Source organism: Mycobacterium sp. (assembly GCF_052145595.1).
Taxonomy (GTDB): Bacteria; Actinomycetota; Actinomycetes; order Mycobacteriales; family Mycobacteriaceae; genus Mycobacterium.
In genome coordinates, this window is the sequence record NZ_JBKQOI010000155.1 from 47,730 (window position 1) to 64,227 (window position 16,498).

Annotated in this window: 18 protein-coding genes and 1 pseudogene; 10 read left to right on the plus strand and 9 right to left on the minus strand. The window is 66.3% G+C overall.

Annotated elements, in window-relative coordinates:
- Positions 1-13 precede the first annotated feature (13 nt).
- From ACLP4W_RS13830 to ACLP4W_RS13870, 9 genes and pseudogenes are all read left to right on the plus strand, one after another.
- The gene (locus ACLP4W_RS13830) at positions 14-1,180 is read left to right on the plus strand and encodes an acyl-CoA dehydrogenase family protein (RefSeq protein ID WP_442386799.1); all 1,167 of its coding nucleotides are present in this window, start codon (positions 14-16) and stop codon (positions 1,178-1,180) included.
- Positions 1,180-1,942, plus strand: a pseudogene (locus ACLP4W_RS13835) (SDR family NAD(P)-dependent oxidoreductase). Before ACLP4W_RS13830 ends, ACLP4W_RS13835 begins: the two are co-directional and overlap by 1 nt.
- Before the next feature lie 16 nt (positions 1,943-1,958).
- Positions 1,959-2,792 (plus strand): enoyl-CoA hydratase/isomerase family protein, encoded by an 834-nt coding sequence (locus tag ACLP4W_RS13840; RefSeq protein ID WP_442386745.1) that lies wholly within the window; start codon positions 1,959-1,961, stop codon positions 2,790-2,792.
- A gap of 4 nt (positions 2,793-2,796) precedes the next feature.
- A complete protein-coding gene (locus ACLP4W_RS13845) occupies positions 2,797-3,963 on the plus strand; it encodes a thiolase family protein (RefSeq protein WP_442386748.1) in 1,167 nt (388 codons plus the stop codon).
- Positions 3,964-4,069: 106 nt separating this feature from the next.
- Positions 4,070-4,684, plus strand: a complete 615-nt coding sequence (locus ACLP4W_RS13850) for a TetR/AcrR family transcriptional regulator (protein WP_442386750.1) — start codon at positions 4,070-4,072, stop codon at positions 4,682-4,684.
- On the plus strand, positions 4,681-5,211 hold the full coding sequence (locus ACLP4W_RS13855; RefSeq protein WP_442386752.1) for a hypothetical protein: 531 nt from the start codon (positions 4,681-4,683) through the stop codon (positions 5,209-5,211). The genes ACLP4W_RS13850 and ACLP4W_RS13855 overlap by 4 nt, the downstream gene beginning before the upstream one ends.
- A 175-nt stretch (positions 5,212-5,386) precedes the next feature.
- A complete protein-coding gene (locus tag ACLP4W_RS13860; protein ID WP_442386753.1) occupies positions 5,387-6,661 on the plus strand; it encodes a cytochrome P450 in 1,275 nt (424 codons plus the stop codon).
- Complete coding sequence (locus ACLP4W_RS13865; protein WP_442386755.1) at positions 6,658-6,846, plus strand: ferredoxin; 189 nt, start codon at positions 6,658-6,660, stop codon at positions 6,844-6,846. The genes ACLP4W_RS13860 and ACLP4W_RS13865 overlap by 4 nt, the downstream gene beginning before the upstream one ends.
- 64 nt (positions 6,847-6,910) lie before the next feature.
- Positions 6,911-7,165, plus strand: coding sequence for a DUF1330 domain-containing protein (locus ACLP4W_RS13870; protein WP_442386801.1), 255 nt, complete (start codon positions 6,911-6,913; stop codon positions 7,163-7,165).
- Positions 7,166-7,168: 3 nt separating this feature from the next.
- Here ACLP4W_RS13870 and ACLP4W_RS13875 read toward each other — a convergent pair whose 3' ends face one another.
- The 8 genes from ACLP4W_RS13875 to ACLP4W_RS13910 form a co-directional block, all read right to left on the minus strand.
- Positions 7,169-7,366 carry a ferredoxin gene (locus ACLP4W_RS13875; RefSeq protein ID WP_442386757.1) on the minus strand — a complete coding sequence of 66 codons (198 nt, stop codon included), beginning with the start codon at positions 7,364-7,366 and terminating at the stop codon, positions 7,169-7,171.
- Positions 7,367-7,376: 10 nt separating this feature from the next.
- Positions 7,377-8,582 (minus strand): cytochrome P450, encoded by a 1,206-nt coding sequence (locus tag ACLP4W_RS13880; RefSeq protein WP_442386759.1) that lies wholly within the window; start codon positions 8,580-8,582, stop codon positions 7,377-7,379.
- 117 nt (positions 8,583-8,699) lie between these two features.
- Complete coding sequence (locus ACLP4W_RS13885) at positions 8,700-9,500, minus strand: NAD(P)-dependent oxidoreductase (RefSeq protein WP_442386761.1); 801 nt, start codon at positions 9,498-9,500, stop codon at positions 8,700-8,702.
- Positions 9,497-10,312: an NAD(P)-dependent oxidoreductase gene (locus ACLP4W_RS13890; protein ID WP_442386763.1), complete on the minus strand. Its 816-nt coding sequence runs from the start codon at positions 10,310-10,312 to the stop codon at positions 9,497-9,499. The genes ACLP4W_RS13885 and ACLP4W_RS13890 overlap by 4 nt, the downstream gene beginning before the upstream one ends.
- Complete coding sequence (locus ACLP4W_RS13895) at positions 10,309-11,238, minus strand: alpha/beta hydrolase (protein ID WP_442386765.1); 930 nt, start codon at positions 11,236-11,238, stop codon at positions 10,309-10,311. The genes ACLP4W_RS13890 and ACLP4W_RS13895 overlap by 4 nt, the downstream gene beginning before the upstream one ends.
- Before the next feature lie 50 nt (positions 11,239-11,288).
- Positions 11,289-12,944, minus strand: coding sequence for a thiolase C-terminal domain-containing protein (locus ACLP4W_RS13900; RefSeq protein ID WP_442386767.1), 1,656 nt, complete (start codon positions 12,942-12,944; stop codon positions 11,289-11,291).
- A 562-nt stretch (positions 12,945-13,506) separates the two neighbouring features.
- The gene (locus tag ACLP4W_RS13905; RefSeq protein ID WP_442386803.1) at positions 13,507-13,803 is read right to left on the minus strand and encodes a ferredoxin; all 297 of its coding nucleotides are present in this window, start codon (positions 13,801-13,803) and stop codon (positions 13,507-13,509) included.
- A gap of 8 nt (positions 13,804-13,811) precedes the next feature.
- Positions 13,812-15,110, minus strand: a complete 1,299-nt coding sequence (locus ACLP4W_RS13910; RefSeq protein WP_442386769.1) for an NADH-ubiquinone oxidoreductase-F iron-sulfur binding region domain-containing protein — start codon at positions 15,108-15,110, stop codon at positions 13,812-13,814.
- A gap of 37 nt (positions 15,111-15,147) precedes the next feature.
- On the opposite strand from ACLP4W_RS13910, the gene ACLP4W_RS13915 reads away from it, so the two are divergent.
- Positions 15,148-15,621, plus strand: coding sequence for a hypothetical protein (locus ACLP4W_RS13915; protein ID WP_442386771.1), 474 nt, complete (start codon positions 15,148-15,150; stop codon positions 15,619-15,621).
- A gap of 5 nt (positions 15,622-15,626) precedes the next feature.
- Here ACLP4W_RS13915 and ACLP4W_RS13920 read toward each other — a convergent pair whose 3' ends face one another.
- Positions 15,627-16,493 carry an alpha/beta fold hydrolase gene (locus ACLP4W_RS13920; protein ID WP_442386772.1) on the minus strand — a complete coding sequence of 289 codons (867 nt, stop codon included), beginning with the start codon at positions 16,491-16,493 and terminating at the stop codon, positions 15,627-15,629.
- Positions 16,494-16,498 lie beyond the last annotated feature (5 nt).

Sequence of the window (16,498 nt, forward strand, 5' to 3'; positions counted from 1 at the left end):
AGTGCCCGGCGGGATGAATTTCGAGCTGACCGATGACCAGGAGCTGATCCGCAAGTCGGTCGCCGAGCTGGCGCGCAAGTTCGACGACCAGTACTGGATGGAAAAGGACCAGGCGCACGAGTTTCCGACGGAGTTCTACCGCGCCATAGCCGACGGCGGCTGGCTGGGAATGACGATTCCGACCGCGTACGGCGGCCATGGCCTCGGAATCACCGAAGCCACAATATTGCTCGAAGAGGTCGCCAAGTCTGGCGGCGCGATGAACGCCGCCAGCTCGATCCATCTGTCGATCTTCGGCATGCAACCGGTAGTCGTGCACGGCTCCGACGAACTCAAGGCGCGCACGCTGCCGTCCGTCGCGACCGGCGAGGTGCACGTCTGCTTCGGAGTGACCGAACCCGGTGCCGGACTGGACACTTCGCGCATCACCACATTCGCCAAACGCGACGGCGATCACTACGTCGTCAACGGTCGCAAGGTGTGGATCTCCAAAGCGATGGAGTCCGACAAGATTCTGCTGCTGACCCGTACCCGGACATACGACGAGGTCACCAAGAAGACCGACGGGATGACGCTGTTTATCACCGATCTCGATCGCAACCGGGTCGACATCCGCCCGATCCGCAAGATGGGCCGCAACGCCGTCAGCTCCAACGAGTTGTTCATCGACAACCTTGAAGTACCGGTCGAGGACCGAGTTGGCGAGGAAGGCAAGGGATTTCAGTACATCCTGGACGGCCTGAACCCCGAACGGATGCTGATCGCGGCCGAAGCACTTGGCATCGGCCGGGTGGCGCTGGACAAGGCGGTGAAATACGCCAACGAGCGCGAGGTCTTCGGCCGGCCCATCGGCATGAACCAGGGCATCCAATTCCCGCTCGCCGACTCGCTGGCACGCCTCGATGCTGCCGAGCTGATGTTGCGCAAGGCTACCTGGATGTACGACAACGGCAAACCCTGTGGCCGCGAAGCGAATACCGCAAAATACCTATGCGCCGATGCCGGCTTCACCGCCGCGGACCGGGCACTGCAAACCCACGGCGGCATGGGTTACGCGGAGGAGTACCACATCGCGCGCTATTTCCGCGAGGCCCGGCTGATGAAGATCGCGCCGGTCAGCCAGGAGATGATCCTGAATTTCCTGGGATCCAACACCCTGAAACTGCCGAGGAGCTATTGATGACCAATCCGCTGTTCGACCTCACCGGCCGATCGGCGTTGATCACCGGTGCCGGCAGCGGGATTGGTGCCGCGGTCGCGCGGGCATTGGCCGCTGCCGGGGCGGCGGTGCTCGTCAGCGACGTCGACGCGGACGCGGCTTCGGCTGTCGCTCAAGATATTTGCGCAAATAGCGGCAAAGCCGACAGCATCGCCCTCGACGTCCGCGACCGCCGGGCGGCTGACGCCGCGGCCGCACGCGCCGCCGGGCTCACCGAGGGGGCCCTGCACATCCTGGTCAACAACGCCGGAGTGACCGCGCCGGCGATGTTCGCCGATCTCACCGACGAGAGCTTCCATCGGGCCACTCGACACCCACCTCATGGGCGCCTTTCACTGCACTCAGGCCGCGCTCGGCTTCCTCCCCACCGACGGCACCGGCCGCATCATCAACGTCGTCTCGTCAGCGGGGATCACCGGCACGCTTGGCCAGGTGAATTATTCCGCCGCCAAGGCCAGCATCATCGGGTTCACCAAGTCGTTGGCGCGCGAGATGGCGCGCAACAACATTCTGGTCAACGCGCTGGCGCCACTGGCGGCGACGCGCATGACCGAGACCATTCGCACCAATGAGAAATTCGCGGCCAACATGATGGCCCGAATTCCGTTGAAGCGCTGGGCCGCACCGGAGGAGGTGGCGGGCGCGTTCGTCTTTCTCGCCTCCGATGCCGCGTCCTACATCACCGGGCAGGTGCTGCCGGTGGATGGCGGCATGGTGATGTGATGCCCGATCGCCGCCGATGACGTCTTCGAACCAGAGCGAGTCTGGGACCGACGACTCCGTGCTGCTGTCCGATGACTGCGCCGGGGTGCGCACGCTGACCCTGAACCGTCCGCGCCGCAAGAACGCGATCAACCCGGAGCTGTGGATCGCGTTGCGGGACGCGCTTAACGCGGCCGGTCGTGATCGCAGCGTGCGCGCACTCGTGATCACCGGCGCCGGCGGGAGCTTCTGCTCCGGCGCCGACATCTCCGTCCCCGACGACGTTCATCCGAAATACAAGCTGCAGCGGTTGACCGACGTGGCGCTGGCGTTGCACGAGCTTCCGATCCCGACGATCGCCAAGGTGACCGGGGTGGCCGTCGGCGCGGGATGGAACCTGGCACTGGGCTGCGATTTGGTGGTCGCGACGCCGGAATCGACGTTCTCCCAGATCTTTTCCAAGCGGGGACTGTCAATCGATTTGGGCGGGTCCTGGCTGTTACCGAAACTCGTTGGCCTGCAACAGGCCAAGCGCCTCGCGCTGCTGGCCGAAACCATCGACGCCGCGGAAGCTCACGCCCTGAACCTGGTGACCTGGGTGGTGTCCGCGGCGGAGATCGACGCCTTCGTCAAGGACCTCGCTGACCGGCTGGCGGCCGGTCCGCCGATCGCGCTGGCCCAGACCAAGGCATTGCTGAACGAGGGTGCCGACCGCACCATGCGCGACGCGCTGGCGAACGAGGCGCGCGCGCAGATCGGCAATTTCGCGACGGCGGACGCGGCGGCCGCCTATGCCGCCTTCGCGCAGCGGCGCGAGCCGTCGTTTACTGGTCGCTGGGCCCTATCACGATCTGACACACAATCGGAGTAGACACATGCGGGAGACAGTCATCGTCGAAGCGGTACGCACGGCGGTAGGGAAGCGCAACGGCGGGTTGTCCGGCATGCATGCCGCCGACCTGTCCGCGGTCGTCCTCAACGAACTGCTGGAGCGCACCGGGGTCGATCCGGAGATCGTCGACGACGTGATCTGGGGATGCGTGTCGCAGGTCGGCGACCAGTCCAGCAACATCGGGCGCTACGCGGTGCTGGCCGCCGGCTGGCCGGAGACCATCCCCGGGACCACAGTCAACCGGGCGTGCGGTTCCAGCCAGCAGGCACTCGATTTCGCGGTGCAGGCCGTGATGTCCGGCGAGCAAGACGTCGTCGTGGCCGGCGGTGTCGAGGTGATGAGCCGCGTCCCGCTCGGCGCGGCCAGGGCAACCGGGATGCCCTACGGACCGAAAGTCCTTGCCCGCTATGACGATTTCTCCTTCAACCAGGGTCTGTCGGCGGAGATGATCGCCAAGAAGTGGGGGTTCTCCCGCGGCCAGCTCGACGAATACTCGGTCCGGTCCCACGAACGGGCCGCCGCCGCGCAGGACGCCGGCGCGTTCACCGACCAGATCGTCCCCGTCTTCACCGATGACGGAGCCCAGAAAAGCCAGGAAAGCATCGTCGCCGCTGACGAGGGCGTGCGGCGCGGGACCACCGTCGAAAAGCTGGCGGCGCTCAAGCCCGCGTTCGTCGATGATGGCGTGATCCACGCGGGCAACTCCTCACAGATCTCCGACGGCGCGGCCGCGCTGCTGGTGACCACCTCGGAGATGGCGCTCAGCCTGGGGTTGACCCCGCTGGTGCGTTACCGCGCGGGCGCGGTCACCGGGGCGGATCCGGTGCTCATGCTCACCGGCCCCATCCCGGCGACCGAGAAGGTGCTGAGCAAGGCCGGCATCCCGCTGTCGGAAGTGGGCGTATTCGAGGTGAACGAAGCCTTCGCGCCGGTCCCCCTGGCGTGGATCGCCGAAACCGGCGCGGACCCGCGGCGGGTCAATCCGCTGGGCGGCGCCATCGCGCTGGGGCACCCGCTGGGCGCTTCCGGCGCCGTGCTGATGACGCGCATGGCGTACCACATGCGCGACAACGGCATCCGCTACGGGCTGCAGACCATGTGCGAAGGCGGCGGCACGGCCAACGCCACCCTGGTCGAACTCGTCTCGTAACGCCCCGCCGAAATAGCTCTCAGGTGAGACCCTTGTCACAGCGGCCAAACCAACCTACTGTGTGTTCACTAGGTTGGTTCAGGCCCCCCCGTCGACAAGGAGACCGGTGCCCGACGCACGCCGATACGACACGCTGCTCGCCAAGGGTGAGGACCGCAAGCAGCGAATCCTGGCGGTCGCACAGAGCCTGCTCACGCGCAACGGCTGGCGCAACACGACGCTCGCCCAGATCGCCGGGGAAGCCGAGATCACCCCCGCGGGCCTGCTGCATCATTTCGAATCCAAGGAGCAGCTGCTGCACGCGGTGCTCGACGCGCGGGACCTCGATGACGACTCCCACGCCGACCGGACCGGCGATCTGCTCGACCAGATCGCTCAGGTCGCCGATCGCTTTCACCGGGCACCCGAACTGGTGGGCACCTTCACCGTGCTGCTGGTCGAAAACATCCTTCCCGACGCTCCGCTGCACGACCGCATGCTGTCCCGGCACCGGGCCGCGATCGACATCGTCGCCGAGCTCATCCGCCGTGGCCAGGCGGACGGCCGGTACCGCACGGACATAGACCCCGCCATCAAGGCAGTAGAAATTCTCGCCTTCGTCCACGGAATGGAAACCACATGGTTGCTCGATCCTTCGATACCACTGACCGAGGTGTTCAAGCAGTACGCGGAAACACTGGCGCGGGACTTCGCGCCGCCCAAGACGTGCGAGAAGACATGAGATACCGGCTCGACGTCGTCGCCGCCGACGTCGTCGACGTGGTGCGGTTCGCCGGTGGTTGGCTCTTTGATCGGGCGATGGCGGGATGGGATGTCACCGTGCTCCTCACCGACCACTCCGCCGATCACCCTGACGATCGGCCGCTGCAGATCCTCGGAGCGCAGGTGCTCGACCTCGAGGAGGCCTTGGCTGCGATCGATTCAGGGGTGGATTCCAGGCCGCGCCCCCAGGCCCTGGCGGCCGCGGCGGATCTACTCGGCTGCGACTCGCGAGTGCGCCAAGGCGTGTTGCAGGCCCTCGATCATGGCGTCACCGAGGTCACGCTGTGGGGGGAGACCTGGCCGGCCGAGCTGGATGACAGCGTTGGCCTGGTGCAACATCGGCTGAGCATGGCCGCGAAGACGTTCAAGGCCAAGGCGCTGGCGGCCGCCGCCGTTCCGCACGGCTCGATCGGTCACATCGAAACGTTCCGAAGCGGGCTGCTGGCATGCCCGTCCGTCGCCGCCGATCTGGTTCCCGCCGGCTAAATGCCGCCAAAGAGCGCCGAGTGTGAACACTGCGACGCACTACCGGCGAGTCCCGTCGCCGATTTACCACTCGGCAGCCGGACCCGTCGTTGACGATGACCATGCCGTGTGGAAATGTAATACTCATCTCTGAGAGGAACATTCTCACCAGGCGAGATTCGAACGGAGCAAGGGAATGGTGAACGACTTCGCCGAGATGGATTTCTTCCGCGATCCCCGGCTCGTCGAGGACCCGTACCCCTACTACGAGGCCCTGCGGCAGCGCTGCCCGGTGACCAAGGAGAACCACCACGGGGTCACCATGGTGACCGGTTGGGACGAGGCCGTCGGCGTGTTGAACGACGCCGAGACGTTTTCGTCGTGCATCTCGGTGACCGGCCCGTTCCCCGGCTTTCCGGTGCCGATCGAAAGTGACGACATCACCGACCTGATCGAGCAACACCGCGACGAGCTGCCGTTCAGTGACCAGCTGCCGACCCTGGACCCGCCGACGCACACCAACCACCGCGCCCTGCTCATGCGGCTGATCACCCCCAAGCGCCTCAAGGAGAACGAGGACGCGATGTGGGTACTCGCCGACAGCGTGTTGGACACCTTCCTGGCGCCGGGCGAGGGCGACTTCATCAAGGGCTTCGCGGGCCCCTTCACGCTTTTGGTCATCGCCGACCTGCTCGGCGTGCCCGAGGAGGATCGCGGTCAGTTCGTCAACAACATCCGCAAGCACTCGGGCGGCGGCATCGGGGGCACCGGCAAGGAATCGCTGGCGCACAGCCCGCTCGAATTCCTCTACGGAACCTTCTCCGACTACGTCCGGGACCGCCGCCGCGAACCGCGCGACGACGTGCTGACCGGCCTGGCCACCGCCACCTTCCCCGACGGCTCCGTTCCCGACGTCGAAGACGTGGCGCGCGTCGCCAGCAACGTCTTCTCGGCGGGCCAGGAAACCACCGTGCGCCTGCTGGGCGCCGCGTTGCAGACCCTCGGGGAGCGCCCCGACATTCAGGCGCAGTTGCGTAAGGACCGCAGCCTGATCCCGAACTTCATCGAAGAGGCGCTGCGCATCGAGAGCCCGGTCAAGGGCGACTTCCGGATGAACCGGGTGCCCGTCAATGTCGGCGGGGTCGACCTGCCCGCGGGCACCACCGTGATGGTTGTGCAGGCGGCCGCCAACCGTGATCCGCGCCGGTTCGAAGACCCCACTACATTCGATCCGGCTCGCAAGAACGCCCGGCAGCATCTCTCGTTTGGGCGCGGGATCCACAGCTGCCCCGGCGCGCCGCTGGCGCGCGCCGAAACCAGGGTGGCGATCGAGCGGCTGCTCGACCGGACATCCGACATCAGGATCAGCGAGCGCCATCACGGTCCGGCGAATGACCGCCACTACCAATATGTTCCGACCTACATCCTGCGCGGCCTAACGGAGCTGCACCTGGAGTTCACGCCGGCATGAGAGTTTCGGTCGACGACCAGCGCTGTCGCGGTCACGGCGTGTGCACGACGCTGTGTCCGGACGTGTTCAGCCTGACCGACGACGGTTACGCGGTGGCGATAGCATCCGATGTCCCAACGGGATTGGAGGCCGCTACCCAAGAGGCCATCCAATGCTGTCCCGAGCAGGCCATCAGCGAGATCTGATCTAGGAGATGTAGTGGCGAAAGGGTATGTCATTCTAACCGAGGCCATCAAGGATCCGGAGGGCATGAAGGCTTACGCCAAAGCCGCCGGGCCGGCGATGGGCGGCGTCAACGTACTTGCGGTGGAGACCGCGCCCAAGGTCGTCGAGGGCACCTGGCACGGCGACCAGACCGTGGTGCTGGAATTCGAATCGGTGGATGCGGCCCGCGCGTGGTACGAGTCCGAGGCCTACCAAAAGGCGGCGAAACTGCGCCAGGCGGCAGCCGACTGCAACGCGGTCATCCTCGCCGGATTCGAAATACCTTCGGCCGCCGGCTGATCGCTACTCCACGATCGAGATCGCCTGCCGGGGGCATTGACGGACGGCTTCGCGCACGTCCGACTCGTTCTCCGGTGTGACTTCTGGCTGCAGGACGGTCAGCATGTCGTCGTCGCCGAGGTGGAATATCTCCGGGTTGATGCCCATGCAGACGCCGTTGCTCTCGCAGAGTCCCCAGTCGACTTCGATCTTCTTCGTCACCGCGACCCCCTTACCGAAGCACTTTGACGGGCACGTTCTTCCAGCCCGCGACGTTTTGCATCGTCACCCGCTTGCATCCCGCCCAGTCCACCTCGTAGCGGGGCATGAAGTCGAGAAGTCTCTCCAACGCGATCCTGCTTTCCAGGCGCGCCAGCGCGGCGCCGAGGCAGCTGTGAATCCCGTACCCGAGACCGAGGTGCTGCGCCTCGGTCTGGTCGCGCTCGATGTCGAATGTGTCGGCGTCGGTGAAGGCATCGCTATCGCGGTTGGCCGCGGCGCCGCACAGGAACACAGGTTTGAACGGGGGAATCACGCCGCCGCTGACGTGTGCCTCCTTGAGGGTGTAGCGGACGTTGTATTGGACCGGCCCCTCGTAGCGCAATAGCTCTTCGACCGCCCCGGGGATCTTCTCGCGGTCGTCCTGCAGCTTCTGCCACTGGTCGGGGTGGCGGGCGAAGATCACCGCCGCGTTTCCGAGCAACTTGGTGACGGTCTCGGCGCCCGCACCGCCCAAAAGGGTGGCGAAACCCGTGATTTCAATGTCGTCGAGCTTGCGGGTCTGGCCGTCTTCGCCGGGGATCTCGGCCGCGATCAGCCTGCTGATCATGTCATCCTGCGGATCCTGACGGCGTTCCTGGATCAGGCCGAAGTAATACATCGCGGTGTCGATGTTGGCCTGTATGCCGGCCTCACTGACCTCGATCTGTCCCGGTTCGTGATGCAGGCCGGTGTCGATCCAGTGGCGCACCTGCTGGCGGTATTCCTCCGGCACTCCGGCCATTCGGGTGATGACCTCCACCGGGAACGGCCCGGAGAAGTCCTGCACGACGTCGAAGTGGTCGGAGTGGACGGCGCCCAGGTACTTGTCGATCACCTCGATGATCGTCTCCCGCTGCGATTGAATCGCCCTCGGGGTGAACGCCTTGTTGAGCAGGCTTCGCATATGGCGGTGCTCCGGCGGATCCATGAAGATGATCGACTTCTGCTCGCGGGAGATGCCCTTGCGCACCATTGCCAGGTCGCAGCCACGCGCCGAGGAGTACGTGTCGAAATCTTTGAACGCGGCCGAAACGTCCTCATGGCGGGTCAGCGCGTAGAAGTCTTCCTTCTCGTCGTAATACAACGGCGCGTCCTCGCGCATCCGTCGATATATCTCGAACGGATCGTTGTAGAAGTCTTCCGAATAAGGATCGAAGACGACTTTCGGTTTTGTCACTGCGTCCTCCTCGGCGGCGACGTTAGGGCGGGCTGGACCGTTACGGCTGAATGCCTGACTGTAACGCTAACGGTAGCGGTTTCGCGGCGAACGGAAAAGAACCAAACCGCCGCCATGTCACACCTTCCCCGCGGCGTCGGTGACCTTGATGACGTCGTCCAACACGCCCAGATCGGTGCCGAGTTCCTCGACGATCCGGCGGACGACGGCCACGTCTTTGCCGACGAAATCACCGGCTACCTCGGTGAACGACGCGACGGAACCCCTGGCCGCGACCAGGCCGAGCACCCGGCTGGTGGCGCTGCCATGCGCCAATGCGGCCAGCAGGGTCGACTCCGGCACGCCGAGCCGTTGGCCCAGCCGCACCGACGCCGCGAGCAACCCGATCTGGCCTGCGAACAGTGCGTTGTTGACCAACTTCACCTTCTGGCCGGCGCCGCTCGGCCCGACGTGCAGAACCGGATCGCAGTAACAACCCAGCACCGGTCGCACTCGTGCCACGACATCGTCGGCACCCCCCACGAAGAGCGTCAGCTTGCCGGCCGCGATGTCATGTGGGCCTCCGCTGACCGGTGCGTCGACCACGTCGACATCATCGGCGCGAGCCGCGACGGCCTCGATCGTTTTCGGGCTCGCGGTGGTGTGCACCACCAGCGCCGAACCGGACGGCATGGCGGGCAGCAAATCGCTGTCCAGGCACACCTCGCGCACCTGTTCGTCGGTGAACACGCACAGCACCACGACGTCGGCCCGCACGCCGGCCTTGGCCACCCCGTCAACCGCGTGGGCGCCGAGCTGCTCGAGCTCGCGCCGCCGGTCGGCGGTGCGGCCCAGCACTTGGACGTCGTGGCCGGCTTGGACGAGACGGGCCACCATCGGGCGTCCCATCCGGCCTGCGCCGACGAACCCGACTTTCATCGGGGACTGTCCATCAAAGCCAGCGCGGCGTCGGCGGCATCGAGCACGGCGCCGGCGCTGGCGCCGGCCCGGTCGGCGAGGTCGACGATCAACCGGACGTCCTTCTGCAGCAGCCCTCCCGCAACGCCGGCCAGCCGTTCCAGCCCGCCGATACCGCCAAGAGCGTTGAGAGCGAAGCTGTTGCCGCTGCTGCGGGAGACGACTTCGGTGAGCCGCTCCGGGGTGACGCCGAGGGCACTGGCCAGCGAAAGGGCGGTGGCCGCGGTGCCGAGGTTGGCGGTGAAGAGCAGGTTGTTGAGCAGTTTGGTGGTTTGCCCGCAACCCAGCTCACCGAGATGAACGACCGGATCGGCGTAGGTCTCGAAGACCGGACGGCAGCGTTCGACAACGTCGGCCTCGCCGCCGACCATCACCAGCAGACGGCCCTCAGCCGCCGCACCGCCACCGCCGCTGACGGGCGCGTCGATGATCGAAACACCTTGGGCGCCCGCATTCTTCGCGAGCTCGCGGCAGGTGTTGGGGTGCACCGTGCTGTGCACGGCGATGACGCTGCCGGGTTTCATCGCCGCCAGCAGCCCGTGCTCGCCGCCGGTGATTTCGTCGATGTCGGCGTCGCCGACGACGCAGAGGCAGACCAGATCGCTTTCCGCGGCGAGTTCGGCGGGTGACTCGGCGACCTTCGCCGGCGTGTCGGCGAACGGCTCGAGCGTTGCGGGTCTGCGCGCCCACAGCGTCGTCGGGTAGCCGCCCTCGACGATCCGCCGCGCCATGGGTCCGCCCTGACTGCCCAGCCCGATGAATCCGACTTTCACCCGGCCTCCAAATCGGCTTCTTCATCCGCCGAACGTGAAGCCGGCTTCACGCTCGGGGAACTGGCCGCCACGCATTCGCCCGCGAACGAGAAAACCTTCGAGTGGTAGTCGGCGGCGGTGTGGCCGAGGCTGATGTTATGCCCCGCCTCGGGTTGTCTATTGATGGTGAACCGCGGCGCCGCGGAGAACATCGAGGTGATCTCCGTCAACGCCGAATCGTCCGTCTGCCAGACCCTTTCGTACTCGGCGATGCTGAATTGCACCGGGACCCGCACGGCGGGTGCGAGTGCCGGGAAGGTTTGGCGGGCCCAATCCGACACCATCTGGTCCTCGTAGGCCGGGGCCCCCGGATAAACCGTGGCCCCGGTGAGGACCTCGGGCGGATACAGCCGCTCCGGGTGCCACAGCAGCTCGCGCAGCCCCGCCGGCCGGCGTTCCCGAGTCGCCGTATTCAGGATTTCTCGGGCCGCGGGGTGATAGTGCCGGCCGGTACCCGCGAGTTCGATACCCAGCAGGTCAGCGCCGCGCTCGTCGGCGCCCATCCGCATCGCCAGTTCGCACCCGCCCGAATGGCCCATCACGAACAATCCGGCGCCGCGTGGCCCCTGCCCGAGGATGCGATCCACCGCCCCATAGGCAAGGTCGACCCGCTGCTCCGGCCGGGCAATCGCCTCCGGGTAGGGAGCGGAGCTGCCGTAGCCGGGCCGGTCAAGCGCCACAACGGTGTAGCCGGCTGCCGCGCCGGTCCGCAGCAACGAGAACGACGGATGGCCGGGGCAGTCGAAATAGACCGCGGTGGTGCCTCCGCCGTGGATGGCCACGATCACCGCTCGGGGGTCCCGGGGGGACTCGGGTTCGGCGACCAGCGCCGACATCGGCACGCCGTCGACGATCACCACCCGGGGGCGCGGTGCGGCCCGGCTCATGCGCCGCTCCTCCTCATCGCTTCGCTCTGCATCGTCGCCGGCGCGCGGGCTCATGCGTCGGACCGCAGCAGAAGTACGCCGCTGGGTGTCAGGCCGCCGCTGCTCACCACGCCGACCCGCGCGTCGGCGACCTGGCGGTCGCCGGCCTCGCCGCGCAGCTGGGTCACCGCTTCGTGCAGCAGACCCATGCCGTGAGTGCGGCCGTGCGAGAGCTGGCCGCCGTGGGTGTTGAGCGGCAGCAGCCCGTCGCGGGCGATGTTCTTGCCGCCGTCGAGAAATTCCTTGGCCTCACCGATCCCGCAGAAGCCCAGCGCCTCGATCCAGGACAGGCAGTTCATGGTGAACCCGTCGTACAGTTCGGCGACGTCGACGTCGGCGGGTCGCAGCGTCGTGCGCGTCCACACGTGCGCGGCTTGGCCCAGCACCTGTGGCTCGTGGGTGAGAGTGCTTTGGTCCCAGTCGATCCGCTCGATGATCTGCGTGCCCACCGCCTCCACCAGGATGGGCGGCTTGGCCAGGTCACGGGCGGCGTCGACGGCGGAGACGATGACGGCTATCGCGCCGTCGCACGGCACGTCGCAGTCATAGAGGCCGAAGGGCGTGGTGATGGGCCGCGCGTTGAGGTAGTCGTCCATCGTCATCGGGGTCCGATAGACCGCGGACGGGTTCAGTTCGGCATTGGCCCGCTGGTTCAACGCGATCCAGCCGAGCGTCTCTTTCGTGGTGCCGTATCGGTGAAAGTGCCGCTGCGCGTTCATCGCCAGGGTATGGGCCGCCGACGTGGCGCCGAACGGCATCTGCCAGCCTGTCATCCGGCCCATCGACGCGGTGATCTTGCCCTGCTTCATCAGCTCACCGTGGGTGGCCTCCCACAGCGTCCGGAAGCACAGCACGTGTCGGGCCAATCCGCCTGCGACGGCGAGCATCGCGGCGATCACCGAACCGCCCGGCCCGAACGTCTCCATGGCGCCGTTGTGCCACGTCGGCCGGATTCCCAGCGCCGCCTCCAGCGCGGTCACGCCGCCTTCACCGAAGCCGCCGACATTGATCGCGCCGGGGTAGGTCGACAGGCCGTCGATGTCGGCGTACGTCAACCCGGCGTCAGCGATGGCCGCCTCGCAGGCCTGAACGGTCAGCGACAGCGGCAGCTGCATGAGCCGGCGCCCGATCGGTGACATGCCGATCCCGGTGAGTGCGACCTTGTCTTCGAACTTGTCCGCGGTCAGCATGGGCCGCACGTATTCACCGAAACGCTCCGGCGCGATCTCGTCGACCGGCAGGGGAGCCGGTTCAGCGTCGGCAACGGGCCGAAACAGCGGCAGCCAGACGTCTTCGGTCTGCTCGAAGACGACCTCGACTCGTTGACCGAGTTCGAGCTGATCTGGATCGCAGTCCACGATGTTGGTGGTCAGCCGCACCCGGGGGTCTTCCGCGATCGCGACCTGGGCGACGACGTAGGGTGCCGGCAAACCGGGCAGGCTGAACCGATGGTTCACGGTGAATCCGGCCAACGTCGCGTTGCCGGAAACGGCCCGCACACCCATATCGCGGGATCGGCAGTACCGGCACACCGGTGCCGGGGGGTGGATCAGGGATTCGCAGGTCTTGCATTCCTGCAGTCGCAGCGTGCCCTCGGCGCCAGAGGTCCAAAAGAACTCATTTTCTATGGTGACCAGGGGCAGCGGGCGTCCCGATGCTGCTGACACGTCACCTCCGGGGAGTCGGATCGCAGGCGGTAGGCCCGTTATGCGAATCGGAGAATTACGTTATCACTCCCGAGCAGGCACGATCTAGGCGACCGTATTAATGTGCGACCGGTCATGCCGTTGGGTGAGATGTCCGGCCGTCAGAGGGGCACCCAGGCCCCGCCTAGGTAAACGCCCCATTGGTGAAAGCCGTTACTCCACATCGGGGCACGCGGTGCCCACCACGGCCAAGGAGGTGGCGGCGGCACATCCTGCGGCGCAAATGACGGCGCATATGGCGGCGGAGGTGTGTACCACGCTGGCGGCGCCGGTGGCAGCTTGCACACGTTGGTCGTCGGATTCCATGACATATTGGGGCCGCATTCTGCCGAGCTGACACCCGGCGTCGCGACCATCACGGCTGCCATCGACACGAACGCGACCGCGATCACGGCGGCCGGACGACGACCAAACCACCTCATGGTAGGCCTCCCAAACGGACCATCCCGACCTTGGCTGGCTTAAGCCTATGCCTCCGGCACCGCCACAACTAGACATCTGGTGATACCCGGAGCGGGACGGGTCAACGGGTGAAACCCCACTCGGCTTCGTTCGCCTCGATTTTGAGGTGCGCGGCGGGATCCTCGTCGCCGCTTGGAGGTGGGGCTACGGCGTCCGGCCTACGTTCATCCATCTCCATGATGGCGTGCACGGGGCAATCCATCAGCGCGCGCATGACCGCGTCGTGATCGGCTTCGGGGACGGTGCCGTCCCCGACCACGCATGCGTATCCCCAGTCGTCGAGTGAGAAGTATGCGGGCGCGTGCTTGGCGCAGATGCCGAAGCCGTCACACAGAGTGCGGTCCAGGTGGATTTTCATGCCCTCGGTCACGCGTAGACCACCGCCTCCACCTCGTAGGGCCGCTCGGCGCGAAACGCGTGGGCACGGCACGGTTCGCAGGTGTCGTCGAGATGGTGCGCGACCGCTTGCGGAAATTGGTCGAGCAGACTCCCCGCCACATTGGTCGCGGCGTCCAGCGTGGCGCAGGCTCCGCGGCCGCGCAGCACCACCGACCAGCGCCGCAGCCGGTCGAGGTCCTCGGAGGTGGCCACGCCGTCACGGAGCGCGCCACCGACGGCGGCCATCGCCGCTGTCCCGTTGAAACACGAACCGCACTGCCCGGCGTTTTCGCGGTCGAAGTACGCCAACACGGACGCGGCGACCGCGACCGGACAGTCGTCGGTGATCACCGCGATCGCGCCACACCCCAGGCCGCTGCCGAGGCCGCGCAGCGTCTCGTGGTCCAAGGTGGCGTCCAGCACAGCGCGATTGAGCAGTCCGGCGAAATAGCCGCCCAGCAGCGCACCTTGCACTTGCTCGGACGAAACCCCGTGCAAGGCAAGCAGTTCGCTGAATGGCAAGCCATGCGGGATCTCGTAGAGACCAGGCGGTCGGCCGGCGCCGGTGAGGGTCACCAGGAAGGTGCCGGGCGACATCGACGTGCCCAGCGAGCGGAATGCCGCTGAGCCGTGCTGCTGCAGGTAGGGCAGGTTAGCCAAGGTCTCGACATTGCTCACCAGGGTGGGCCGCCCGCCGACGCCCTTCTGGAAGGGCCGCGGCGGCTTGTCCGTCGGCTTGGCCGGACCGCCGTTTATCACGCGGGTGACCGCGGTCTCCTCACCGGCTATGTATGCCGGATCGACGTTGCATAGCTCAATCGTGATGTCGCCGATGGCATGTTCCGTCAGTGCCGCCTCCACGCTGCGAGCAGATTCCGGGTCGGACACATAGACGTGAGCCCGGTCGGTCGACACCATCGCCGCGGCCAGTCGCAGCCCGTCGAGAACCAGGTGCGGCCGGTGCCGCAGTAACCAACGATCCTTGATCGAGGCCGGTTCGCCCTCCTCGCCGTTCGCGACAACAACAGTGCCACCGGCGAGTCGCCCGTTGTCGCGCACCGCGTGCACCTTCACCGCGAGCGGAAAAGCCGCCCCGCCGCGGCCCTGCAGCCCACTGCGTTCGACTTCGTCGAGCAGTTTGTCGGGGTCGGCCAGTGAACGGTAGCCGCCGAGCTCCCGGTAAGCCGGGTAGTCCTCCCTGCCGTGGCCGGGCCGATCGCCCAGCAGCCGCGACGGACACCCAGGCCAGGTGGTGACGGTGATAGCCGGCGCGGCGCTGGTTTCCATCAGCTAGCTCTCCATCGTCTTGGTTAGTCTTGCGCACATGCGAACTGCGGTCGTGCGCGTCAACGTCGACCCTTCCGGTCTGCTCACAGCCGCACAGCTAAGCCAGGGCATGACCGCGCTCCTTGGGCTTGCCCGCGAGCTCGACGCGGACGTAGTCGACAACAATCTTGCGGCCATGCCGGCCGGCCGCCGCGAGGCGGAGCTGCTCATCGCCGGTGACGATGTCGACGCCGTCAAGCACATCGGAGTTAATTTGTGCGCCAAGGCTTTTGGCACCAGCCCGGTGGCCGGCGTGGTCACTTTTATCAGCCGCGGAACCGACAACGACGCGCACGGTGTGCTGTCCGGCTTCGGGCTCACCGGCGAGATCGTCCGGTCGCCCGGCGATGACGGCTTTGACATCGTCTACGTGACGCTGCGCGAAGCCGACCTCGAGCGCATTCCGGAAAGCCGGATCCACACGGCCCTCGAGGCGTCGCTCAACTGTGAGGTCCATATTCGCACCGTGTGAACGCATTATCGGCCTAAGAATTCCAGAATCGCCGGTGCCGCCAGCACCCACGTGTCGAACATGTTGAAGTGCTGCACCCTGCCCGCCGCGCGGTCTTCGGATGCACGCTCCCACGCATCCTCCGGCCAGGGCGGATCGATCAGCTTCGACCCCTTGATCAGACAGCTGACTTCCAGCGACGTCCGTTTCGGGTGATCCATGTCGTTCTCGCCGCCACGAATGATCAACGTGGGGGCCTTGATACGGTCGAACATTTCGTCCTCGACGCCCGGAATCGTCTGTCCCGGCTTGGAAACGAATGCGTTGAGCCAGCGCAGCATCACCTTGAGGAACTCGTCCTTGTCGAAGTCGAGGAACCGCTGCCTGTTGTCCGGGTTTTCCTCGATGCGCTCGCGCCATTCCTGCACCTTCACCACGCTGTCCATTCCGGTACCTCGCACCGCGAGGATGCTTGGGACGATGTAGAAGGAGCCCAGCACGAAGGTGCCGTAAATGCCGCCGACGATGTTCCACACCACGAGCTTCTCGACGAGCTCCGGGTAGAGCATCGTCGTGAGCATGGAATCCCTTGCCCCACCTGAGCCGCCGGCGAGGATGCACCGCTTGACACCGAGCTCGCCCAGCAGTTTGTGCAGGGTCTCTGCGCGCATGTGCGACTCGCTTTGCCCATAGAACTGCACGTCGGAGGCGCCGCAATTCGGCCGGTCCCAGAGCAACACCCGATAGCCACCGGCAACCAGAGCCTCGGCAAGCGGGCGCAGGCCCGGGATTTCCTTGCTGAACCGGCCGCCCGGTGTCAGGGCAATGAGATCGCCTGAGTCACCGAGGATTTCGTAGACAACGTTTCCCCCGTTCACCTCGATAGAAGGCACGCGAT